Raw genomic sequence first — 24,017 nt, 5'->3', positions numbered from 1 at the left:
TTTTTTTAATCTTGTGACCTCAGCTCCATTGTTGCTGTATTCGTGTTTTTATATTGGCAGAAAAAACATATGATTCTTTTGTTTTATCCCGTCAGGGACTATATGTGCTATTTATTTTCCGACGGGACACAAATGCCGGATTGCTTGAGATTGCTGTCAATGTGTCTAACGGCACAATAGAAAGGTAGGTAATTTGTAATTATTACAATTCCTTAGCCTCGATGGCAGCGAAAATGCTTTTTCCACGTTTTGAAACGAGGGAAAAAAATGTCATCAATGTTGGAAAACAGCTCCAGATAAAAAGACTAATTCACTAATTCGGCTTCTATTAGATCTTCTTTTTTGGCTCTTTTCTTCTCAAATGTCAATACCAATGCAGGTAAAACCAATAAGTTGGCAAACATGGCAAATAATAAAGTACAAGAGATTAAACCGCCAAGTGCAATGGTACCGCTAAAGCTGGAAAGCGTGAAAATTGCAAATCCAAAAATTAATACAATCGAGGTGTAAAACGTACTGATTCCCGTTTCTCTCAACGCACTGAATACTGATTTTTTGACTTTTCCGTTGTTTTGCAGTAAATCGTGACGGTATTTTGCCATAAACTGAATCGCATTATCCACCGAAATCCCGAAAGCAATACTGAAAACCAATATTGTAGATGGCTTCAACGGAATACCAAAGTAACCCATCAATCCCGAGGTGATGCAAAGCGGTAAAACATTAGTGATTACGGACGCCATTACCATTTTGCCTGATCTAAATAAATAGGCCATCAATAGCGCTATGAGGAAAATAGCAAAAATCAAGGACTCGATCAGGTTGTCAATTAAGTAAGAAGTTCCTTTTTGGAAAACCAACGCTTTTCCGGTAAGTGTCACTTCGTAGCGGTCTTTTGGAAAAACTTTGTCGATTTTTTGTCGCAACTGATGTTCTACTTTTGCCATTTCTTTGGTGCCAATGTCCTTCATGAAGGTGGTGATTCTGGCATATTGTCCAGTAGAATCAACATAGCTTTTCATCAAGTTTTCCTTCGTGTTTTTAGTGGCATTTTTTGCGTACGAAAGGATGAATGCCTGTTCTTGTGAAGTAGGTAATTCATAATATTCCGGATTGCCGTTGTAATACGCCTGCTTGGAATATTTAACCAGGTTTACAATAGAAATAGGTTTTGATAATTCTGGAATTGTAGCAATAGTTTCTTGCAACTCGTCCATTTTTTTCATTGTAGATAATTTCATAACACCTTTTTTACGTTTGGTATTAATCATAATTTCCAATGGCATAACACCGTTGAATTCCTTTTCGAAAAAAATAATATCTTTAAAGAAAGAAGCGCTTTTTGGCATTTCGCCAATCAAACTTCCCGAGACTTTCATCTGTGAAACTCCGATTACACTAAATATGAGTAATAACGCATAGATGATATAAATAATTTTCCGTTTGTATTTCACAATATTTTCTACCCAATCCAACAAAGTCGAAATGTAGGTTTTGCTCAGGTGATACAAGTGTTTTTCCTTCGGCAAAGGCATAAAGCTGTAAACAATCGGTACAACAACCAGCGTCAACAGATATACGGAGATCACGTTGATGGAAGTTACTAATCCAAATTCAAAAAGTAAATCGTTGCCTGTAATCATAAAGGTAGCAAAACCGGCAGCCGTTGTTAAATTCGTCATCAGCGTAGAAACCCCAATTTTTGAAATTACACGTTGTAGTGCTTTGGCTTGATTCTGATGAATTTTTATTTCCTGCTGGTATTTATTAATCAGGAAAATACAGTTTGTAATCCCAATAACAATAATCAATGGAGGAATAATAGCCGTTAAAATTGTGATTTTGTAATGAAACAATCCCAGTGTTCCAAAAGACCACATTACTCCAAAAAGCAAAATGCAAATTGAAATAAAAGTCGCCCGAAACGAACGGAAAAATAAAAAGAATATTAAAGAAGTAATGAACAACGCCGCACCAATGAAAAGACCAATTTCGCCTTTCATGTTTTCAGCATTTATCGTTCGGATGTATGGCATTCCCGAAACGCGAAGGTCGATTCCGGTTGTTTTTTCGAATTTTTCGATTTTTGGAACAAGATTCTCAATAATGAAAGTCTTTCTTCCTGCTGTATTGACAATTTTCTTGTTTAAATAAACTGCTGAACGAATACTCCCTGATTGCTTATTGAATAATAATCCTTCGTAAAAAGGTAAATTATTAAAGAGCTCGCTTTTTATCTTCTGTAAATAAGTTGGGTTTACAATTTGAGTTTGGTCGATTAATGGAACCAATTCAAATTTTTCGGCAGCTTCGTTTTTCTCTAATTTTTTTAAGTCGTTCAACGAAACAACCAGTTCCACTTCTTTGGAATTTTTTAAGCCAGTCATCAATTCATTCCAAGCAGCAAAAGCTTTAGGCGTGAAAAAAGCGTTGTCTTTGAAGCCTATAACAATCAAATTGCCTTCTTCGCCAAACTTGTCCAGGAAGTCTTGATATTGCTGATTTACAATATGTTTTTTAGGAAGTAAATTGGCTTCGGTATAGGTCATGCCCAGGTTTTTCCATTGCAATGCCAGAAAAACGGTTAGGGCAAGAATAACGCCTAGTATTACGATTCTATTTTTAAGTACAATTCGGGCGATTGATTCCCAAAATCCTACTGTTATTTTCTTTTTCATAGATGATTTAAAAATGCATGCAAATGTAATGAAAACAGTTATAAATCATAAAGTTTAAAGCAAACTTTTTATGTTAGTGCGGGGACAATCCTTCGTTTTTTATTTTACATTAATATAATTTATGAGATATAAATTATATATTTGATTTTCTCATCTTTGCATTTTTAAAAGAGGAGTATGTCCACATAAAAATAAATATGAAAAAATACAAAAATGCATTATTTTATTTCGGTGTAACCGGAGGTTTCACAGCTTTAATGTATTGGATTATTAAAAAAGGGAAACATTTAGAAGGAAGTAAAAAAATCAGTATTTCTACAATTGAAAATGGCTCTTGGAATGATTTTACAGCTTCTATGCAACACAGTTTCCAAGACCCTTTAGCGATACTATTAGCTCAAATTATAACAATAATTCTAGTAGCCCGTTTTTTTGGATGGGTCTTTAGAAAAATAGGTCAGCCATCGGTAATAGGAGAGATTATTGCAGGTATTGTTCTTGGCCCCTCTTTATTGGGCATTTATTTTCCTGAATTTTCAGCTGCATTATTTCCGGTGGAATCGTTGGGAAATTTAAAATTTTTAAGCCAAATAGGACTGATACTTTTCATGTTCGTAATAGGCATGGAACTTGATTTGAAAGTGTTAAAAAACAAAGCGAATGAGGCTGTAGTAATTAGTCACGCCAGTATTGTTATTCCTTTTGCACTTGGAATCGGGTTGGCTTACTTCGTTTACAATAGATTTGCTCCCGAAGGCGTAAAATTTCTTTCGTTTAGTTTGTTTATGGGAATTGCCATGAGTATAACTGCTTTTCCTGTTTTGGCAAGAATCGTTCAGGAAAGAGGAATTCATAAAACCAGATTAGGCGCCATCGTTATAACCTGTGCTGCTGCCGATGATATCACAGCCTGGTGTATTCTGGCGGTGGTCATTGCGATTGTAAAAGCAGGGACTTTTGTTAGTTCGTTATACATCATTTCGTTGGCATTAATTTATGTCGTTGTAATGCTTTTTATTGTAAAGCCATTCCTGAAAAGAATCGGGGATTTATATGGAACTAAAGACAGTATTGTAAAACCTGTTGTTGCGATCTTTTTTTTGACGCTTATCCTTTCTTCTTATGCTACTGAAGTGATTGGTATTCATGCACTTTTTGGCGCTTTTATGACGGGCGCTATTATGCCGGATGTGTCAAAATTCAGAACGATATTTATTGAAAAAGTCGAGGATGTAGCCTTAATCCTGCTATTGCCTTTGTTTTTTGTTTTCACGGGTCTAAAAACCGAAATAGGACTGATCAATGATCCTTATTTATGGAAAGTAACTGCGTTTATTATTTTAGTTGCGGTGGTCGGGAAATTTTTAGGAAGTGCTTTGGCCGCCAAATTTGTAGGTCAGAGTTGGCGTGATAGTTTAACTATTGGTGCCTTGATGAATACCAGGGGATTGATGGAATTAATTGTATTGAACATCGGATTAGAACTTAAAGTGTTGACTCCCGAAGTTTTTACGATGATGGTTATTATGGCATTGGTGACTACTTTTATGACTGGCCCTGCTTTGGATTTAATCAATTACATTTTTAATACCAAGGACGGTGTTGATACCGAAGAAGAAACAAACCACAATAAATTCCGAATATTAATTTCGTTCGGAAATAATGAAAAAGGGAAGTCGCTTTTACGACTGGCCAACAGTTTAATAAAGAAAACAAAAGAAACATCCACCATTACGGTTATGCATTTGTCTTTGAGTGATGAAATGCACCAATTTAATATGGAGGATAAAGAGAAAAATAGTTTTATTCCGATTGTTGAAGAATCTAAAATATTAAAACAGGAAATCACTACCATTTTTAAAGCGACTATTGACATAGAAACGGATATTGCTGATATTGCGAATCAAGGAGATTACGATTTGTTACTTATAGGTTTAGGAAAATCAATTTTTGAGGGTACTATTCTCGGAAAAGTAATTGGTTTTACGACAAGAATAATTAATCCGGATCGATTGATTGATAAGTTTACCGGAAAAGAAGGATTGTTTGAAAATTCTCCTTTTGACGAAAGAACCAGACAAATTATTTCTAAAACCAAGATGCCTATTGGGATTTTGATCGATAAGGATTTGCAAAAAGTGGACGAAGTTTTTCTTCCGATTTTTAGTTCTGAAGATTCATTTTTATTGGATTACGCCCAAAAATTAATTTACAATAACAATTCCAAAATAATTATTTTGGATGTAAATGAAAATATTGAGTCCAATTTTGTGATCAAAAGTGCCATAAATTCTTTGGAACAAAAATATCCTAAAAACATCACTTTGATGCAAGACAAGATTGTTAAAGAGGAGTTTTTGTCGAACGAAGACTTAATGATTATTAGTCACGAAAATTGGAAAACTCTTGTGGATTCAAGAAGTGTATGGCTGAGAGGAGTTCCATCTGTTTTGATTTTAAAACACTAAGATGAATTGGATTTTATTGATTATTGGTGGTCTTTTTGAAGTGGGTTTTGCTACTTGTTTAGGCAAAGCCAAAGAAAGTTCAGGCGTTACCGCTGCAATATGGCTGGGTGGATTTTTAGTTTGTCTGACCATCAGCATGGTATTGCTGTATAAAGCCACGCAAACATTGCCTATAGGAACTGCTTATGCGGTTTGGACCGGAATTGGCGCAGTAGGAACTGTTTTGATTGGAATTTTTGTTTTTAAAGAACCAGCTGATTTTTGGAGGGTTTTCTTTATCACTACTTTAATAGCTTCGATTATTGGGTTGAAATTCGTGTCGAATCATTAAATGCGAAAAATGATTTTACTTTTTTAAAGTATTTTAAACTTAAAATATGAACCAAATTCAAGAAAACAACGGTATGATTTATATGTTTTTGGCTATTATTCTGACACTGGCAATTGCACTCTGCTATCTTGTTTATCGATTAATCCAATCTGGAAAAGCAAAAGAGAGTGTAGAGGAAAAGTTTCATTTGCTGGAAATGAAAGTGAATAATTTACAGTTGGAGACATTGGAATCCAAGCTCAATCCTCACCTTTTTAAAAACATTCTCAATTCAATTCAGTCGCATGCTTACCAAACCTATTTTGCGTTGGATAAATTGGCGAATGTGCTGGATTATATTTTATATGAAAGCCAAAAAAAGTTTGTTTCTCCAAAAGAAGAAATCGAATTTGCATTGAATTTAATAGAAATCAATAAAATTAAAGTCAGTCCGCTTTTTGAATTGAAAGTAAAAACCAAAATCAATGAAGGCGAAATGCTCTATGAACAACGACTTTTGGCACCTTTAATTTCAATAGATTTAATAGAAAATGCTTTTAAGCATGCTGACTTGCAAAGCGCTGACGCTTTTATCTCGGTTTTATTTGAATTCAAAGACAATTGTTTCTATTTGACAGTTTCGAATAAAATTTCAGATAAAAAGACATTGAAAAAAGAACGAAGCGGCATTGGAGCCACTACTTTAGAGCAAAGGTTGAAAATTATATACAAAAATCAGTTCAAACTAGATAAATTTGTTGAAAATGACATTTATATTGCGCACTTAAAAATCAATCTTCTTGAATACAAAACTCAAATGCTTGCTGCTGGACGATGAATTACCAGGACTGACTTACCTGAAAATGCTTTGTGAGCAAATCCCAGAATTGGAAATCGTAAAAGCATTCAATAATCCAAAAAATTTACTGGCTGAAATTCCAAAACTCGATTTCGATTTGTGTATTTCAGATATCGAAATGCCAGCAATTGATGGGTTGACTCTTGCGAGTTTACTACAAAATAAATTAGTTATTTTTACCACTGCCTATAAAAATTATGCTGCCGAAGCATTTGAAATTGATGCTGTTGATTATATTACAAAACCAGTTACAAAAGAGCGTTTGCAAAAAGCAGTTGCAAAGGCTTTAGAACGATTTAACAAGCCTTCGGTCACTAAAAAATTCATTCATTTGAATACTGACAAAGGGAAGGCATTGTTGTATTTTGATCAGATTCAATACATCAAAACTGCTGTGACTGACAGCAGAGATAAAGAAGTGTTTCTTGTCGATGGTAGTTCCCTGATTTTAAAAAACATTAATTTTGAGTCGCTTTTAAGTCAGCTTCCAAAGGTTGATTTTTGTAGAGTGAATAAAAAGGAAGTTATAGCTTTGATGGCTGTGAAATTTTTTAATCACAATGAAATTACGCTGAGCCATCAAGAACAAAACGGAAAATTTACTACACTAATTTTGAGTGAAACCTATCGTTCTGATTTTTTAATAAAAGTGAAAATCTAACTTATTACAAAGTTTTCCAATCTTGTTACATCCAAAAGAAATTACCCTGTGTTTCTTTTTATTTCTCCATAATCACTTCCCATATTTGCATCGTGAATGAATGATAATTTAAAAAGAGGTAGTATGCGAAGTATTAAAAATTCGTTTTTTTATTTGATAATTATTGGCGGGTCATCTGCTTTGATGTATTGGATTATTCTAAAAGGGAAAACGCTGGAAATAGGGCAAAACATTGTTTCTCACCAAATAGAAAACGGACATTGGAATGATTTTACAATGTCGATGAACCATAATTTACAACACCCTTTAGCCATTCTTCTGGCGCAAATTGTCACTATTATTTTGGTGGCTCGATTTTTTGGATGGGTTTGCAGAAGAATTGGGCAGCCAACAGTAATAGGGGAGATGATAGCAGGGATTGTTTTAGGGCCCTCTTTAATCGGGATGTATTTTCCCGAATTTTCGGCAATGCTATTTCCAAAGGATTCGTTAGGTAACTTGCAGTTTCTGAGCCAAATTGGGTTAATCCTTTTCATGTTCGTTATTGGGATGGAATTGGATTTAAAAGTGCTTAAAAATAAAGCGCATGATGCTGTTGTTATCAGTCATGCCAGTATTATTATTCCGTTTACTTTAGGTTTAGGGCTTGCTTATTTTATTTATCATTCTTTTGCTCCTCCAGGTGTTGAATTCCTTTCTTTTGGATTGTTCTTAGGAATCGCCATGAGCATTACTGCATTTCCGGTTTTGGCAGGAATTGTTCGGGAACGTGGGATTCATAAAACTAAATTAGGGGCAATTGTAATTACCTGTGCCGCTGCCGATGATATCACTGCGTGGTGTATTCTGGCAGCAGTAATTGCCATTGTAAAAGCGGGTTCTTTTATGAGTTCCTTGTATGTTATTGCATTAGCTATAATCTATGTAGTTGTGATGTTAAAAATGGTTAGGCCTTTTCTAAAAAGAGTCGGTGATTTGAATTCTACCAGAGAAAGTCTAAACAAACCCGTTGTGGCTATTTTCTTTTTGACATTATTGTTGTCTTCTTATGCATCTGAGTTAATAGGGATTCATGCTTTGTTCGGAGCATTTTTGGCTGGGGCAATCATGCCGGAAAACAATAAATTCCGCACTATTTTTATCGAAAAAGTAGAAGATGTTTCAGTTGTAATCTTACTTCCTTTGTTCTTTGTTTTTACAGGTTTAAGGACCCAAATAGGGTTAATCGACGACCCTTATTTATGGAAAATTACAGGCTTGATTATTTTGGTTGCAGTAGTCGGAAAATTTTTTGGTAGTGCCCTTGCGGCAAAGTTTGTAGGTCATAATTGGAAAGACAGTCTGTCCATTGGGACATTAATGAATACAAGAGGTTTGATGGAATTGGTAGTGCTGAATATTGGGTATGACTTAGGTGTTTTGTCAACTCAAATTTTTACCATGATGGTTATTATGGCATTGGCAACCACCTTTATGACCGGTCCGGCTTTGGATTTCATTAATTATATATTTAAGACCAAAAGCAGCATTATCCCGGAAGAAATTAGCAATAAAAGTAAATATAAAGTTTTGATTTCTTTTGCCACAGCTGAAAAAGGAAAAACACTATTGAACGTTGCCAATAGTTTAGTCAAAAAACAAAGTGGGAATACGGTTGTTACTGCAATGCATTTGTCATTAAGTTCAGAGTTGCATTCCTTTGATGTGAAAGATTATGAACGAGAAATGTTTTTACCGATTATTTCTGAATCAGAAAATCTAAATCAAAAAATCATTACTCTTTTCAAAGCGTCAAATGATATTGATTCGGATATAATTGATACAGCTAATCATGGTGAATATGACTTGTTATTGGTAGGTTTAGGACAATCTATTTTTGAAGGAACACTGCTGGGTAAAGTACTTGGTTTTACGACAAGAATCATCAATCCGGATCGCCTGATTGATAAATTTACAGGAAAAGAAGGCTTGTTTGAAAATTCTCCTTTCGACGAGCGAACAAGACAAATTATTGCCAAAAGCAAAATGCCAGTCGGAATTCTTGTCGACAAAGAATTAAAGGAAATAAATCAGGTCTTTATGCCTATTTTTGGTGATGAGGATGCCTTTTTGATTGAATTTGCCCAAAAATTGATTCACAATAATGGTTCTCAAATTACAGTTTTGGATGCCGTTGGGCACATAAGAAATAATCGAAAAATCCAAGAAGGAATTCGTTCCATAGAACAAATAGCTCCCAATCACATTATGATGATGCAGGAACGAACGATTAAAAAAGAGTTTTTAGAGCATCAGGATTTGATGATTATCAGTTTAGAAAGCTGGAAAAAATTGTTGGATTCTCACAGTATTTGGCTCAATAATACGCCATCAGTTTTGATTATTAAACCATAATAATTGTTAAACTGAAACAAGTAAAGCCCTGCGTTTTTAAGAAATATGCAGGGCTTTTTTGTTTTAGTTCAAGTCCTAAGTGCCTAATCTATTTTTGTAACAATACTGTCCTTAAATTTAGGAAGTTGATTGGGTCAGTAACGTCAAAATTCACTTATTCTCAATCCTTTAAAATCTGATTGCGTTCTGTTTTCCATTCAAAAGGTCTTTACCTAAAGTCTTGTAGTCGGTGCCAAATTGCCTGAATGGATTAATGGAACATCTGCAAATGCTGCTTCAAAAGGTCGTTTTTGAGCTAAATAATCTCTTTATATTCTGTTTTGAAATGCATCTTGCTAAATTTCAAATCATTGTGGTGCGAAAAAATAATAATTAAAAAATTAGTGTTGTTTTTTAGGGTCACATTCTTGAGATTTATAAAAGTATGTAAAAAACTGTCGCACAACAGATAAATAGACATATGAACGAGTTTATTATGTGGTTAAAATTTGTTTTTTTTTATTTGTTTTTTAATGTAAGTTTTTTCATTTAGAAAGGCATAAGCGCAGCATAGAATTTATTTAAATACCACAAAAATATAGATGATCAAAAAATTACTCCTTACTCTTTTTTTAGTTTTAGTTCAAACTGTTGTTTTTGCTCAAAAAACATATAATGCGACATCTGGAAATTGGAATGTTGCTGCTAATTGGACTCCAAATGGGGTCCCTACATCAGCCGATAATGTAATAATTCCATCTGGAAAAACAGTTACTGTTACTGCAAATGCTTTTGCAAATAATATAAGTGTTTTAGGGACTGGAATATTAACTGTAGAGAATGGCATAACCTTAACGGTTTATGGAAATGTTGCTATTGACAGTGGCGCTAATTTTAATGCCGGTAGAGGTAATAGTGACAGTGCAACAATTAAAGTTTATGGCGATTTTACAAATCAAGGGAATGCTAATTTTTGGAAAAGTACCGTTATAATAGGAGGCAATTTGATTACCGCTAGTACAATTTTACAAAATAATGGGGATGTAATAGTTGGGGGAAATGTGTCAGGGGTTATTGGTGGTAGCGGTAGTGGAATTGTTTATCCTGTTAATCCGAATGCCTCTGTTACTGTCACTGGAAATGCAGATGAGAAACCACCGGGTACTGTAGCAACAGACGCTACATTGGCGGCTTTGATGAATGAGGTTATTTATGGAGGAAGTTGTCCATTTATGGGGACTACTGCCAATATTAGTGCTTGTTCAGGAGCTAGTGCGGTATTTGCAATTACATTTTCTTCGCCAACACCTTCGGGAGTTCCTTCAGCGTACCAATGGCAAGTTAATAAGAATGATGGTTCCGGTTGGAATTCTATTTCTGGAGGAACAAATGCAACTTTGACCCTTAGCAATGTTAGTGTTGTGATGGATAAATATAAATATAGAGCTCAGGTAACATGGAACAGTTGCTCTAAATATGGAAATTACGGGGTATTAGCGGTGACAGCTGCGAATACATCTGGGGCAGCTTCTTCAACACCAACATTGTGTGTTAATACTGTATTGAATAGTATAACGCATACAACCACTGAAGCAACAGGTATATCAAATAACGGAGTTTCTGGAGCAAACGGTTTGCCTACAGGTGTATCGGCAACGTGGGCGTCAAATACGATAACCATCAGTGGAACACCAACTGTATCGGGTACTTTTAGCTATGCCATTCCATTAACAGGAGGGTGTAGCGCTGTGAATGCTACGGGAACTATAAAAGTAAATCCAAATGCCAGTATAGCTTCAGTAACAGGGACAAGTTCACTATGCATTGGAAGCACGACAACTTATACTACTAATACAGTAGTTTTGAGCGGTGGAACAGGGGCTTGGAGTAGTAGTGACAGCGCTGTAGCAACCGTTAATGCTTCAGGATTAGTGACAGGAGTAGCTGCAGGAACTTGCACTATTATTTATACAATAGCAGGAGGCTGTGGGGGTACAAAAGTTGCTCAACAGTCAGTAACAGTCAATCCAAATACCAGTATAGCCTCAGTAACAGGGACAAATTCACTATGCATTGGAAGCACGGCAACTTATACAACTAACACAGTAGTTTTGAGCGGTGGAACAGGGGCTTGGAGTAGTAGTGATAGCGCGGTAGCAACCGTTAATGCTTCAGGATTAGTAACAGGAGTAGCTGCAGGGACCTGTGCCATTATTTATACAATAACGGGAGGCTGTGGAGGAACAAAAGTTGCCCAACAATCGGTAATAATCAGTCCAAATGCCAGTATAGCTTCAGTAACAGGAACAACATCATTATGTGTTGCAGGAACAGCAACTTATACAACTAATGCAGTAGTTTTGAGCGGTGGAGCAGGAACTTGGAGTAGTAGTAACAACGCAGTAGCAACCGTTAATGCTTCAGGATTAGTAACAGGAGTAGCTGCAGGAACTTGTGCCATTATTTATACAATAACAGGAGGCTGTGGGGGTACAAAAGTTGCTCAACAATCAGTAACAGTCAGTCCTAATGCCAGTATAGCCTCAGTAACAGGGACAAGTTCACTATGCATTGGAAGCACGGCAACTTATACAAGTAACACAGTAGTTTTGAGCGGTGGAACAGGGGCTTGGAGTAGTAGTAACAGCGCAGTAGCAACCGTTAATGCTTCAGGATTAGTAACAGGAGTATCTGCAGGAACTTGTACTATTATTTATACAATAACAGGAAGCTGTGGAGGAACAATAGCGGCTCAACAATCCGTAACGGTAAACACGCTGCCATCAGCCCCAATATTTGTATTCGGGGATATTACACAACCTAATTGTTCTGTAGTAACTGGGAGTGTTGTCCTGAGCGGTTTGCCGGCAGGAAATTGGACGATAAATCCGGGAGCATTATCTGGAAACTCAACTACTGTTGTCGTTACAGGTTTAAGTCCGGGAACAATATATAATTTTACAGTGACTACTACTGGGGGATGTACCTCTCAAGCCTCTGCCAATGTAGTAATAAACCCGGCCTCAATTACTTCAACATGGAATGGAAGTTCATGGCTGCCGAGTGCTCCGACAAGTGCGGATAAAATCATTTTTAATGGAGATTTTTCATCCACTGCTGATCTAGTTGGTTGCTCTTGTCAGGTAAATTCAGGAGTTGTTGTTATTAATTCAGCGCATACTTTGACCTTAACCAACGAAGTAACTGTTTCTGGGGGATCTTTGACATTCGAGAATAATGCAAGTTTGGTACAAATTAATGGTAATGCTATAAATACAGGGAACATAACTTATAAGAGAAGCAATTCTACAAGTAGAGAGACTGATTATACCTATTGGTCTTCACCGGTGGCAGCGCAAATATTGAAAAATGTTTCCACTAAAACCCCTTCAAGTTTCTTTTATTCATTTGATGCAGTTGCAGATGATTGGCATCACGAGGATCCAGCTAATGTTATGTCAATAGGTATTGGTTATATTATTAGAGGGCCACATTATACGACAACACCGCCTCCGGGATTTTATGAAGCTCCTTTTATAGGAGTGCCAAACAATGGAAATGTTTCTATTTCAATTCCATTTGCAGGAAACGAGACTACAAATCTTATAGGTAATCCTTATCCATCCGCTTTAGATGCAGATTTATTTTTAACAGCAAATAGTGGGGTATTGGACGGAACCCTTTATTTCTGGACACACCACACAGAAATCGGAATTGGAGTTAGCAATCCCGGAACTGGTATTTATGCTTACTCATCCGATGATTATGCAGCTTACAATCTTACGGGCGGAATTGGAACCGGATCTGGTAACTTTATAGGAGGTCTTGTTGAACAAACATCTAATAAACCTTCCGGTAAAATTGCTTCGGGGCAAAGTTTTCTTGCAACGGGTATAGCTGCTGGTAATGCTGTTTTTAATAATAGTATGCGTCTTGCTGGCGGGACTTCGGGTGTAAATAACTCCCAGTTTTTCAAGATGACTAAAAATTCGAAAACAACAAATGCAATTGCAAAGAATCGTGTTTGGCTTAATTTGACGAATGATCAAGGGGCGTTCAAACAAACCTTGGTTGGCTATGTTGCAAACGCCACTAACAAATATGATAATGCTTTTGACGGGGAGAGTGTTGATGGGAATGATTTTGTTGATTTTTATAGTGTCAATGAAGATAAAAATTTAACAATACAAGGAAGAGCATTGCCTTTCGATGAAAATGATCAGGTGCCTTTGGGCTATAGTACTACTATTAAAGGTGCTTTTTCAATAGCTATTGATGAGGCAGATGGATTACTAGCGTCTCAGGATGTTTTTATTGAAGATAAGAATACTAATACTATAAAAAATCTAAAAGGGGGAGCATATAGTTTCTTAACAGAAGCGGGTGTTTTTAACGATCGTTTTGTACTGCGATACATCAATACCAATAAAAATTTAGCAATGGGTAGTTTTGAAACATTGGATCATACGGTATTGGTTTCAAAAGATAAAAATGAATTAAAAATAAAATCAGAACTTGAAATTATAAAAAGGATTACTGTTTTTGATTTGCTTGGAAGAAAAGTGTTTGATAAAGAAGCAATAGAAAACAATGAATTTAATATCTCAAATTTTACTTTAAAGAAACAAACGGTAATCGTAAAAGTAACTTTAACTACGGGTGAGATAATTTCTAAAAAAGTTATTTATTAGAACATTTGGTTAATTTTGATAATTCATTAAAAAATCTCATTCTGCTTATTTCAGGATGGGATTTTTTTTAATTAATAAATAAAATTAATGGCATTTATGCTGTTGCTGCTCATTCATCCCAGGTCTATTGTGAATAAAATTCCTTAAGACGTTGGAATTAGCATTTCTCAAAAATCATATTCCCGTAAAAAAGCAAAACTATTTATTTTTATAAGTAAATATTCTAAATGTCAATATTGTGGAAGAAACACTGTTTCTATGGTAAACTTTTACGTTCGTAGTCTTAGTTAATATTTAATTTTTTGTGGGTGCGTACAATGGATTCTTTGTTTTTATAATCAATCCATTTCTGTCCCTTCAGTTTACGCATCAAATTATCAAAATGACGCATAATCGTCAGATTGTAAACGGCTTTTGATAGACTGGAAATTTTTCTTGGAAAAGCCCGTAAACTCATTGAAAAACCAGGTTCGAGGTATTTCATATAATGCCAGTATCCTTCAGGCATATACAGCATTTCACCATGATTTAGTTTGCAAATGTATCCTTTTGCTTGTTTTAAAGCGGGCCATTTATCAAAATCGGGATTGTCAAAATCGATATCTTCTCTACAGATTAATGAATGGGGAATTTTATATAAAAAAGGAGTCTGATCGTGATCAAATAAAATGCATTGTTTTTGACCATCAAATTGAAAATGGAGTATGTTCGAATAATCAATATCAAAGTGCATGAATACTTTGGAGTTTTTACCTCCAAAAAAAAGCATCGGTAATTGTTTTATTAAATGTAATCCAATATTCGGCCATTTAAAATCCTTATGAAGAACGGGTAGTTCCTTCATTAAATCATAAAGGAATATTCTGTAATTGGTAGGTTTTGATTGTAATAAATCAATATAGTCTGCCATCTTCATTTCGGCATGAGGCTCATTAAAACCATCTTTGTGAGAAACAGGCCTGTTATCATACAAGGGAACTGTTTTTTCACCTGCAATACATTTGATATAGTTGAGATTCCATTTTTTGTATGCAGGCCAATCTTGAGTCAACTTTTCAACAACTAAAGGCTTTTGTTTTTTGACATAGTTAGAATAAAAATCATCTTTCGAAATGGTTTCAACACGCTCTATTTCGGTAAGATTTATTTTCATGAATAAAGATTAGAAAAAGCTCTTGATTTTTAGGTCAAGAGCATAATTATAAAAGCTTTTATGTAGTAAAGTCAATACTATTTTTCTTTAGCAGATGCTTCGAGATTTCTCTCGATGGCGTGCCCCGGTCTTGACCATTTTGGTTTTTCTCCTAGAGGTGCGAATTGAGAATCTGCTGCTTCAATGGTTTGAGGCTGAGAAACTTTTGTGAATGGTTTTTGAGGATTTAATCCCAGCATTTCAAACATTTTCATGTCTTCATTTACATCTGGATTTGGAGTAGTTAATAATTTATCTCCTGCGAAAATAGAATTGGCACCCGCAAAGAAACACATGGCTTGGCCTTCACGGCTCATGTTCATTCTTCCTGCGGATAAGCGCACTTGAGTTTCCGGCATAATAATTCTGGTAGTGGCTACCATTCGTATCATTTCCCAAATTTCTACCGGTTTTTCTTCTTCCATTGGAGTTCCTTCAACAGCAACCAAAGCATTTATTGGCACTGATTCCGGTTGGGGATTTAGTGTAGAAAGTGCTACAAGCATTCCTGCTCTGTCTTCAATACTTTCTCCCATCCCAATAATTCCACCGCTACAAACAGTTACATTCGTTTTACGGACATTCTCTATAGTTTGCAAACGGTCTTCAAATCCGCGTGTCGAGATTACTTCTTTATAATATTCTTCTGAAGTGTCTAAATTGTGATTGTAAGCATATAAACCTGCTTCTGCTAAGCGATGCGCTTGGTTCTCCGTAATCATTCCAAGTGTGCAGCACACTTCCATGTCCAGCTTGTTTATAGTACGAACCATTTCCAGTACCTGATCAAATTCAGGGCCGTCTTTTACATTTCTCCAAGCTGCTCCCATGCATACACGGGAAGAGCCACTTGATTTTGCGCGCAAAGCTTGTGCTTTTACTTGACTAACTGACATTAAATCATTGCCTTCAACAGCTGTGTGATACCGGGCTGCCTGTGGGCAGTACCCACAATCTTCCGGGCAACCGCCTGTTTTTATAGAAAGTAAAGTTGAAACTTGAACAACGTTAGGGTCATGATGCTCTCTATGAATGGACGCTGCTTCAAAAAGCAAATCCATCATAGGTTTGTTATATATTGCGATAATTTCGTCTTTCGTCCAGTTATGTTTTGTAATGCTCATCGATACGATTTTTTGATGCACCAAAAGTAGTCAAATTGTTCTAAAGAAGCAATGCAATAGTAGCTAAAAGCCAATGGACAATATTTTACAGCTAATGTTAATCAGTTGTAAGACGGTTGTTCCAATATAACATGAGTAACATGGTAACAATTACCGAAGATGCAATCCCCTCAAATAGCAGGCAAATAGAATAGGTGTTTACTGATGGGTTTCCGCCAAACAAAAATGTTTTCGACAAGGATTTTACATAGGAGTCTCCACCTTGCATGTAACTATAGACTACTAATCCCACTATACTTAAAAATACACCTATCAATGATGTGATCATGGCGGATATTGCATTAGCTATGAACGTTTTTTTGCCTTCGGCCACATTCATTTCGATAGTTTTGTTAACGCCATAAAAAACAAAAAATACGTTAACGATGCGCAGGTAAAATAAATCAGCATAGCCCAGTGCATTCATTAACAGAAAATAGAGTGCAATTCCGGTGCAAATAATAACTCCGTTTACTAATTCTTTAGGTAGTTTCATTCGGTTAGTTTTTAAAAATTAAAAATAGAACGCATGTTTGAATTATAGGTATAGAATTTTTTTTGAGCTCTTTAAAAAATAGCATGAAAAGTAAAGCTGTATTATAGGATTTCTTGAAGTTGTCTTTTTTGGGATGATGCAAATCAGAAACCTTTGGTTTATTGGTTTAATTTTAATGTTTGTCTGAAGAGTAGCGGCTTTCCCAGTACAACAGCAACATAAATGTGACAATTACGGCTGATACGATTCCTTCAAAAAGTAGAGAAATGGAATACGTCATCACAGAGGGATTTCCGCCAAATAGAAAAGTTTTTGATAATGAGCCTACATAAGCATCACCACCTTTTGAATAGCTGTAAATTATTAATCCAATGATGCTTAAAAAAACTCCTGTGAGCGATGTGATCAATGCCGAAACGGCATTGGAAATAAGAATTGTCTTGCCTTCTGAAAAATTTGTTTTTAGGGTTCTATTGGTTCCATAAAATACAAATAAGACATTAAAGAGGCGCAAGTAAAACAAATGTGCGAGGCCCATAAGCTCCATTGACAAAAAGTAAAGTCCAATTCCGAGGAAAATTATAAATCCGTTGTAAAATTCTTTTGGCAGTTTCATATGATTAATTTTTAGAGGAGTTAAAAATAATACGGCTATGATAAACAATACATTGTACATCAAATTTACAGAAAATATGACAATATTTTATGAAATGTGTTAAAAAATAATCTTGAGGAAAGCTAAATTTTATTAAGGTAAGTTAGTGCAGTTTTTTTGTCTTTTTCAAGTTGTTCTTTTAAAAGGGCAACAGACTCAAATTTTTGTTCTGAGCGAATTCTGTGTAACATGGAAACCCTGATTTTTTGATCGTATAAGTCTTCATTGAAATCAAAATAATGGATTTCTATGGACTGGCTTTGTCCTTCAACGGTCGGATTAAATCCAATATTCATCATTCCAAAAACGGTTTTTTGATTGACGGTACTTTTTATAATATAAACCCCGTTTTTCGGAATAAGCTTGTAGTTTTCTTCAATTTTTAGGTTGGCGGTTGGAAAATCGATAGTTCTTCCCAATTGCTTTCCTTTGACAACAATTCCGGTCAGGAAATAATCATATCCTAAATATTTATTGGCTAAATCCATATTTCCTTCTAGCAATGCTTTCCTGATTTTGGTTGAACTTACCGAAATATCGTTTATTTCCTGAACTGATATCTGTTCTACTTCAAAACCATATTGTTTTCCAAAATTAATAAGATCATCAATGTTAGCAGTGCGGTTTCTTCCAAATCGATGGTCGTAACCAATAATTATTTTTTGAATATGAAATCGGTCTACAAGAACGGTTTTGACAAATTCTTCTGCAGTCAATCTCGAAAAAGTCTCGTCAAAAGGATGAATTACAAGGTTTTCAATGCCTATTTGTTCCAACAAATCTATTTTTTCATCTATAGTGTTGAGTAGTTTTATATCGGAATGTTCCTGTAAAACCATTCTGGGATGAGGAAAAAAAGTGAGAACTAAACTTTCGTAATTCTCATTTTTAGTTTTTTGTATTAGTTTTTCCAGAATTTTTTTGTGACCAATATGAACTCCGTCAAAGGTGCCCAAAGTCAGGATTGTTTTTTTTGTGGAACTGAAATCGTTTATGGAATGAAAAATCTTCAAAGCAAATGTTTTATAAAAGTGCAAATTTATACTATCTATTTTAAAAGTAACGGTATGAGGAATTGATTTTCGCTTAGGTTGCAAAAAAAATGGTTTAAAAACCAAAAATAGACATTCTGAAATTAATAGTTCATCTAATATATTTTAACTTATGCACTTATACATTAGTTTAAATACTTTAATTTTGATATTTAAATGTTTCAAATCATGAGAAAAATTATACTATTCTTTATTCTTCTTCTTTCTAGTTCGTTAATCCATGCTCAAAATGGTTCTCCTTGGAAAAGAATAGATCAAAATAAGATTGCTGCTTCTGATAGAATCGTTGCTAAACCAAGTGCTGATAATGAATTGTTGTTCAAATTAGACGAAGTTGCTATTAAGCAATCTTTGGAGCCGCTTCATAACAAAGCAAGTAAGGAAAATAGAATTGAAATTTCTATTCCGAATACGAATGGTGTTTTGGAAAAGTTTTCAGTTTGGGAATCCTCTAACTTTGAGCCGGAGCTACAGGCAAAATATCAAGATATCAGAGCGTATGCCGGTATTGGAATTACAGACCGAAATGCATCGCTTTACTTTAGTTTCTCACCACAGGGAATTCAAACCATGATTCTCAGGGGAGATAGTGGATCGGAATTTATTGAACAAGATGCTAAAGACAAAACGGTGTATGTTCTTTTTAATTCCAAAAACAGAACCAGGGGGAGTTTGCCTTTTACCTGCAAAACCGAAGATGTAGCTTTAAACAAGCAATTATTAAATAAAACCAATAAAATTTCAGCGAGTAACAGACTTTTTAAAACTTTAAGGCTGGCTTTGTCCTGTACCGGTGAATATACTGCCTTTTTTGGAGGAACTAAACTGGGTGCTTTGGGCGGTATGAATGCTACCCTGACAAGGGTAAATGGTATTTTCAATAAAGATTTAGCCGTAAAATTAATTCTTATTGCAAATGATGATCTTGTCATTTATACCAATGCAGTTACAGACCCGTATGATGATGCCACTGCCGGAGCAGGAGGGACATGGAATCAACAGCTACAGACTACTTTAACCAGTACGATAGGAGAGGGAAGCTATGATATAGGACATTTATTTGGAGCTACGGGTGGCGGTGGTAATTCGGGTTGTATCGGTTGTGTGTGTGTCAGTCCTACCGTTGCTGCTCCACTGGCAAAAGGAAGTGCTTTTACGTCACCAAGCGATTCAAAACCGCAGGGCGATACCTTCGATATAGATTTTGTAGCCCATGAGATGGGACATCAGCTAGGAGCAAATCATACCTTTTCTTATGAATTGGAAGGAACAGGAGTATGCGTTGAGCCAGGAAGCGGATCAACCATTATGGGTTATGCCGGGATTACGGATTATAATGTTCAGGCTAATTCTGATGATTATTTTGCTTATGCAAGCATAAAACAAATACAAGATAATCTTTCTTCAAAAACTTGTCCGACTAGTACAGCAGTAACGAATAGTCCACCAGTAATTAGTGCGGGTTCAGACTGGACAATCCCGAATGGTACGGCTTTTAAATTGGCAGGCACTGGTTCGGATATTAATGGGGATACCCTTACTTATTGTTGGGAACAAAATGACTCTGCCACGTCTGCAAGTGGAGCGAACAGTATTGCTTTGCCAACCAAAGTAGACGGTCCTCTTTTTAGATCGATGTATCCGAGTAGTTCTCCTATCCGATATATGCCTGCTTACAGTACGGTATTGTCCAGTAAATTGACTACAGCTTGGGAATCGGTTTCCACAATTGCAAGGACACTTCATTTTACGTTAACTGGGAGGGATAATGTTGATGCTGCAGTTGGAACGGCTCAAACAAGTACAGATGAAATGATTGTAAATGTAAGCGGAGCAGTTGGTCCATTTGCGGTTACGTCACAAAACACAGAAAATTTAAGTTGGTTTCAAGGAACGACACAAACAGTAACCTGGAGTGTAAATGGCTCCAATACTTTGGCTGGATCTGGAAATGTAAATATAAAGCTTTCTACTGATGGTGGATTGACATTTCCAACAATTTTAGCTTTGGCTACTGCAAATGATGGTTCGGAAGTGATCACGGTTCCAAATATTACTGCACAAAACTGTAGAATTTTAATTGAGCCTACTGCAAATATTTATTACGCACTGAACAGTAAATCATTTGCTATTGGATATTCGGTTACTTCCTCTTGTAATACGTATGCTTTTAGTGCGCCTTTTTCTATACCTGAATCGGCCTCTTATACTAGTAAAACAGTCAGTGTACCCAGTTCGACTGGAACGATCGCAGATGTGAATTTCGCAGTAGGTTTTACGCATTCCTATTTGTCAGATGTACAAATAGAGGTGGTAAGTCCACAAGGTACTACCGTGAAGTTGTTTGAAAGAAGTTGTGGGGATACTAATAGTAGTTTGGTATTGAATTATGATGATTTGGGAGGTGTGCTTGCTTGCGGAACTAGTACTGCTCAAACCGTAGCTCCATTTGAGCCATTGTCCCCTTTTAATGGGCAAAATCAACAAGGAGCTTGGACATTGAGAGTTCGGGATGCTTACCAGGCTAATGTAGGAACATTAAATTCGGCGTCGATAACCATTTGTACACAAACGTTCACTTTAGCGGCACCTGATTTTCAAATCAATGATTTTGTTTTGTATCCAAATCCTAATAAAGGAAATTTCAATATTCAATTTACGAGTGCTTCATCAAGTGGGGTTAAGGTAGCGGTACACGACTTATTAGGTAGAAAAATTTTCGAAAAGAAATTTGAAAACAATTCCAATTTCAACGAAAATATTCAATTGAAAAATATTCAGCCTGGACTTTATTTAGTGACGGTGATTGATGGTGATAGAAAAGAGGTAAGAAAAATAGTGATTGAATAATCAAAATATACTAAAAAAGAGAAACGTTTTGGATAGCCTTTCCCTTTTTTTATTTTCCATTAAATGCATTCATTGTAATTTCCAATCCTGCAGTTCCAAATGATTTTATAATTTCGGAAGCTAATTCCAATCGTTCCGGAAGTGCCGCTTTTTCAGCATCGTCCCAGTCTCCAAGTACATAATCAATTTGTTTTCCTTTTTTGAATTCGTCGCTAATTCCAAAACGGAATCTAGTGTAGTTCTGCGTATTCAAAACAAGATTAATATTCTTTAATCCATTATGTCCGCCATCGCTTCCTTTTGGTTTGATGCGAATGGTTCCAAAGGAAAGATTCAAATCATCCGTAATAACTAAAATGTTTTCTAATGGAATCTTTTCTTTATCCATCCAGTATTGTACCGCTTTACCACTCAAATTCATGTAGGTATTGGGTTTTAAGAGTAAAAAAGTTCTTCCTTTGAATTTATATTCAGCAAGGGAACCCAGTTTTACGGTTTCAAAGTTGATTCCTTCCTTTCTGGCGAAGAAATCGACTATTTTAAAACCGATGTTGTGTCTCGTGTTTACATATTCGGCGCCAATGTTGCCGAGTCCAACTATTAAAAATTTCTTCATACAATCCGTATTGTCTTCTATTTTTGTTGATGAGAATAAATTTGAAATCCATTTTATCATGCTGCAAAAATAGACTTAATTAGAGTATTGGACTATTAGATTTTTAGAAAAATTGTTATTGCGAATAAAATAGTTACGAATGCGCGGTGTCCTTTTATATCCGTTTTTGGCAGGAAAGATAGAATGGACAGTAGGAGGAAAGCTTTTTGGAAGGTGTTTGTACTTCAAAAAGTATTACGCAAAAAAAAAGCACCAGTGTTAAAACTGATGCTTTTCTGAATGATTGAAAAAATATTATTTTTTCTTTCCTTTTGCAGGTGCTTTCGCTGCTTTTGCTGCTTCTTGAGCTGCTTTCATAGCTGCACGAGAAATTCTTACTTGAGCAACAACAGTGTTGTCAGGGTGAATCAATTTGTATTTGTCAGAAACAAGTTTCGTAACGTACAATTTGTTACCCATTTCAAGTGGAGTAATGTCAGCTTCAATAAAATCTGGAAGATTTTTTGGTAAAGCTTTTACTTTAAGTTTACGAGTATTCAAACGTAAAACACCACCAGCAAGAACTCCTTTTGAAGTTCCAACTACTTTTACAGGAACTTCCATAGTGATTTCTTTGTCATCAAATAATTGAAAGAAGTCAATATGTAAAATCTTGTCAGACACAGGGTGAACCTGGATGTCTTGTAAAATGGCATGAAATGGTTTTCCTTTTCCAAGATCGATCTCAACTGTGTGAGCGTTTGGAGTGTAAACCAAGTTTTTGAAAGCCATAACTTCTGCTGAGAAATGAACTGCCTGATTTCCTCCGTATAATACGCAAGGAACCAATCCAGCATTACGTAAGGCTTTAGTCGCAACTTTGCCCACGCTTTCTCTTTCTGATCCTTTAATTGTAATCGATTTCATTGTAAAAAAAATATAGTTATTAAATAATATTCATGCTTTGTGAATGTAGTGAGCTTAAGGCATAAAACCTTTGGCATAGTGCCGCTTGTTACATTATAAATTTTCCACTAATGGAATTGTTGTGGTGCACCATGTGCATAACTTCAGCAAAAAGAGGTGCACAACTCAACACTCTTATTTTGTTTGATTCTTTCTTCAACGGAATAGAATCGGTAACTATTAATTCGCTCAATTGCGATTTTTCTATTTTTTCATAAGCACCGCCTGATAAAATGGCGTGTGTACAAATGGCTCTTACGCTTAATGCTCCTTTTTCGATCATTAAATCAGCAGCTTTCGCCAAAGTACCTCCGGTATCAATCATGTCATCTACTAAGATTACATTTCTGCCTTTTACATCACCAATTAATTCCATGGTGTCGATAATATTTGCTTCTTTTCTCTGTTTGTAGCAAATAACAACATCAGATTCTAAAAATTTAGAATAAGCGTACGCTCTTTTAGAACCACCCATATCTGGTGAAGCAATCGTCAAATTGTCTAAACCTAAACTCTCTATATACGGTATGAAAATAGTCGATGCAAAAAGATGATCTACTGGCTTTTCAAAGAATCCTTGAATTTGATCGGCGTGCAAATCCATTGTCATTACTCTTGTTGCGCCTGCAGCATCTAATAAATTAGCTACTAATTTAGCTCCTATCGGAACTCTTGGCTTGTCTTTTCTATCTTGTCTTGCCCAACCAAAGTAAGGAATTACTGCGGTAATGTGTCTTGCCGAAGCACGTTTTGCAGCGTCAATCATCAGTAACAATTCCATCAAATTATCTGCGGTTGGAAAAGTAGAACAAACAATAAAAACCCGTAAACCTCTGATGGACTCTTCGTAAGAGGGTTGAAATTCACCATCACTGTATTTAGACATGGTAATTTTCCCTAATGGAATTCCGTATTGCTCTGCTATTTTTTCTGCAAGATAGACACTTTGTGAACAAGCAAAAATTTTAGCTTCTGGTTCTAGGTGTGACATTTAATTTGTTGTTTTGT

Annotated in this window: 16 protein-coding genes; 7 read left to right on the top strand and 9 right to left on the bottom strand. The window is 35.7% G+C overall.

The features are described 5' to 3' along the window. Nucleotides 1–305: 305 nt before the first annotated feature. The gene (locus ACNQGH_RS01245) at nucleotides 306–2,678 is read right to left on the bottom strand and encodes an efflux RND transporter permease subunit (RefSeq protein WP_417954160.1); all 2,373 of its coding nucleotides are present in this window, start codon (nucleotides 2,676–2,678) and stop codon (nucleotides 306–308) included. A gap of 197 nt (nucleotides 2,679–2,875) precedes the next feature. On the opposite strand from ACNQGH_RS01245, the gene ACNQGH_RS01240 reads away from it, so the two are divergent. The 6 genes from ACNQGH_RS01240 to ACNQGH_RS01215 all read left to right on the top strand — a co-directional run bounded on the left by ACNQGH_RS01240 (nucleotide 2,876) and on the right by ACNQGH_RS01215 (nucleotide 14,040). Continuing rightward, nucleotides 2,876–5,146, top strand: a complete 2,271-nt coding sequence (locus ACNQGH_RS01240) for a cation:proton antiporter domain-containing protein (protein WP_417954159.1) — start codon at nucleotides 2,876–2,878, stop codon at nucleotides 5,144–5,146. Between the two features lies 1 nt (nucleotide 5,147). Next, nucleotides 5,148–5,477, top strand: a complete 330-nt coding sequence (locus tag ACNQGH_RS01235; protein WP_417954158.1) for a DMT family transporter — start codon at nucleotides 5,148–5,150, stop codon at nucleotides 5,475–5,477. A gap of 73 nt (nucleotides 5,478–5,550) precedes the next feature. Further along, complete coding sequence (locus ACNQGH_RS01230) at nucleotides 5,551–6,294, top strand: sensor histidine kinase (protein ID WP_417954407.1); 744 nt, start codon at nucleotides 5,551–5,553, stop codon at nucleotides 6,292–6,294. Continuing rightward, nucleotides 6,257–6,976, top strand: a complete 720-nt coding sequence (locus ACNQGH_RS01225) for a LytR/AlgR family response regulator transcription factor (protein WP_417954157.1) — start codon at nucleotides 6,257–6,259, stop codon at nucleotides 6,974–6,976. The genes ACNQGH_RS01230 and ACNQGH_RS01225 overlap by 38 nt, the downstream gene beginning before the upstream one ends. 123 nt (nucleotides 6,977–7,099) lie before the next feature. Continuing rightward, entirely contained in the window at nucleotides 7,100–9,370 is a 2,271-nt protein-coding gene (locus ACNQGH_RS01220; RefSeq protein WP_417954156.1) for a cation:proton antiporter, read from the top strand. Between the two features lie 581 nt (nucleotides 9,371–9,951). Continuing rightward, nucleotides 9,952–14,040, top strand: a complete 4,089-nt coding sequence (locus ACNQGH_RS01215) for an Ig-like domain-containing protein (protein WP_417954155.1) — start codon at nucleotides 9,952–9,954, stop codon at nucleotides 14,038–14,040. A gap of 283 nt (nucleotides 14,041–14,323) precedes the next feature. On the opposite strand, the gene ACNQGH_RS01210 is transcribed toward ACNQGH_RS01215, so the two are convergent. The 5 genes from ACNQGH_RS01210 to ACNQGH_RS01190 form a co-directional block, all read right to left on the bottom strand. After that, complete coding sequence (locus ACNQGH_RS01210; protein WP_417954154.1) at nucleotides 14,324–15,193, bottom strand: cupin-like domain-containing protein; 870 nt, start codon at nucleotides 15,191–15,193, stop codon at nucleotides 14,324–14,326. Nucleotides 15,194–15,270: 77 nt separating this feature from the next. Next, the gene (gene bioB / locus ACNQGH_RS01205; protein ID WP_417954153.1) at nucleotides 15,271–16,356 is read right to left on the bottom strand and encodes a biotin synthase BioB; all 1,086 of its coding nucleotides are present in this window, start codon (nucleotides 16,354–16,356) and stop codon (nucleotides 15,271–15,273) included. Nucleotides 16,357–16,453: 97 nt separating this feature from the next. Further along, a complete protein-coding gene (locus ACNQGH_RS01200) occupies nucleotides 16,454–16,891 on the bottom strand; it encodes a hypothetical protein (RefSeq protein ID WP_417954152.1) in 438 nt (145 codons plus the stop codon). Nucleotides 16,892–17,063: 172 nt separating this feature from the next. Further along, nucleotides 17,064–17,507 (bottom strand): hypothetical protein, encoded by a 444-nt coding sequence (locus ACNQGH_RS01195; RefSeq protein WP_417954151.1) that lies wholly within the window; start codon nucleotides 17,505–17,507, stop codon nucleotides 17,064–17,066. 122 nt (nucleotides 17,508–17,629) lie between these two features. Beyond that, nucleotides 17,630–18,559 carry a bifunctional riboflavin kinase/FAD synthetase gene (locus ACNQGH_RS01190; protein ID WP_417954406.1) on the bottom strand — a complete coding sequence of 310 codons (930 nt, stop codon included), beginning with the start codon at nucleotides 18,557–18,559 and terminating at the stop codon, nucleotides 17,630–17,632. A 207-nt stretch (nucleotides 18,560–18,766) separates the two neighbouring features. Here ACNQGH_RS01190 and ACNQGH_RS01185 point away from each other — a divergent pair, with 207 nt between their 5' ends. Next, nucleotides 18,767–21,448, top strand: a complete 2,682-nt coding sequence (locus ACNQGH_RS01185) for a zinc-dependent metalloprotease (RefSeq protein WP_417954150.1) — start codon at nucleotides 18,767–18,769, stop codon at nucleotides 21,446–21,448. A gap of 49 nt (nucleotides 21,449–21,497) precedes the next feature. Here the strand turns inward: ACNQGH_RS01185 and pth are convergent, their stop codons facing one another. From pth to ACNQGH_RS01170, 3 genes are all read right to left on the bottom strand, one after another. Continuing rightward, entirely contained in the window at nucleotides 21,498–22,124 is a 627-nt protein-coding gene (gene pth / locus ACNQGH_RS01180; protein WP_417954149.1) for an aminoacyl-tRNA hydrolase, read from the bottom strand. Nucleotides 22,125–22,358: 234 nt separating this feature from the next. Then, the gene (locus tag ACNQGH_RS01175) at nucleotides 22,359–22,970 is read right to left on the bottom strand and encodes a 50S ribosomal protein L25/general stress protein Ctc (protein ID WP_417954148.1); all 612 of its coding nucleotides are present in this window, start codon (nucleotides 22,968–22,970) and stop codon (nucleotides 22,359–22,361) included. An 88-nt stretch (nucleotides 22,971–23,058) separates the two neighbouring features. Beyond that, complete coding sequence (locus ACNQGH_RS01170) at nucleotides 23,059–24,000, bottom strand: ribose-phosphate pyrophosphokinase (protein WP_417954147.1); 942 nt, start codon at nucleotides 23,998–24,000, stop codon at nucleotides 23,059–23,061. Nucleotides 24,001–24,017 lie beyond the last annotated feature (17 nt).

Source organism: Flavobacterium kochi (assembly GCF_048286715.1).
GTDB lineage: Bacteria > Bacteroidota > Bacteroidia > Flavobacteriales > Flavobacteriaceae > Flavobacterium.
The sequence above is the reverse complement of the archived record's forward strand: the minus strand, read 5'-3'. Positions and strand labels throughout refer to the sequence as shown.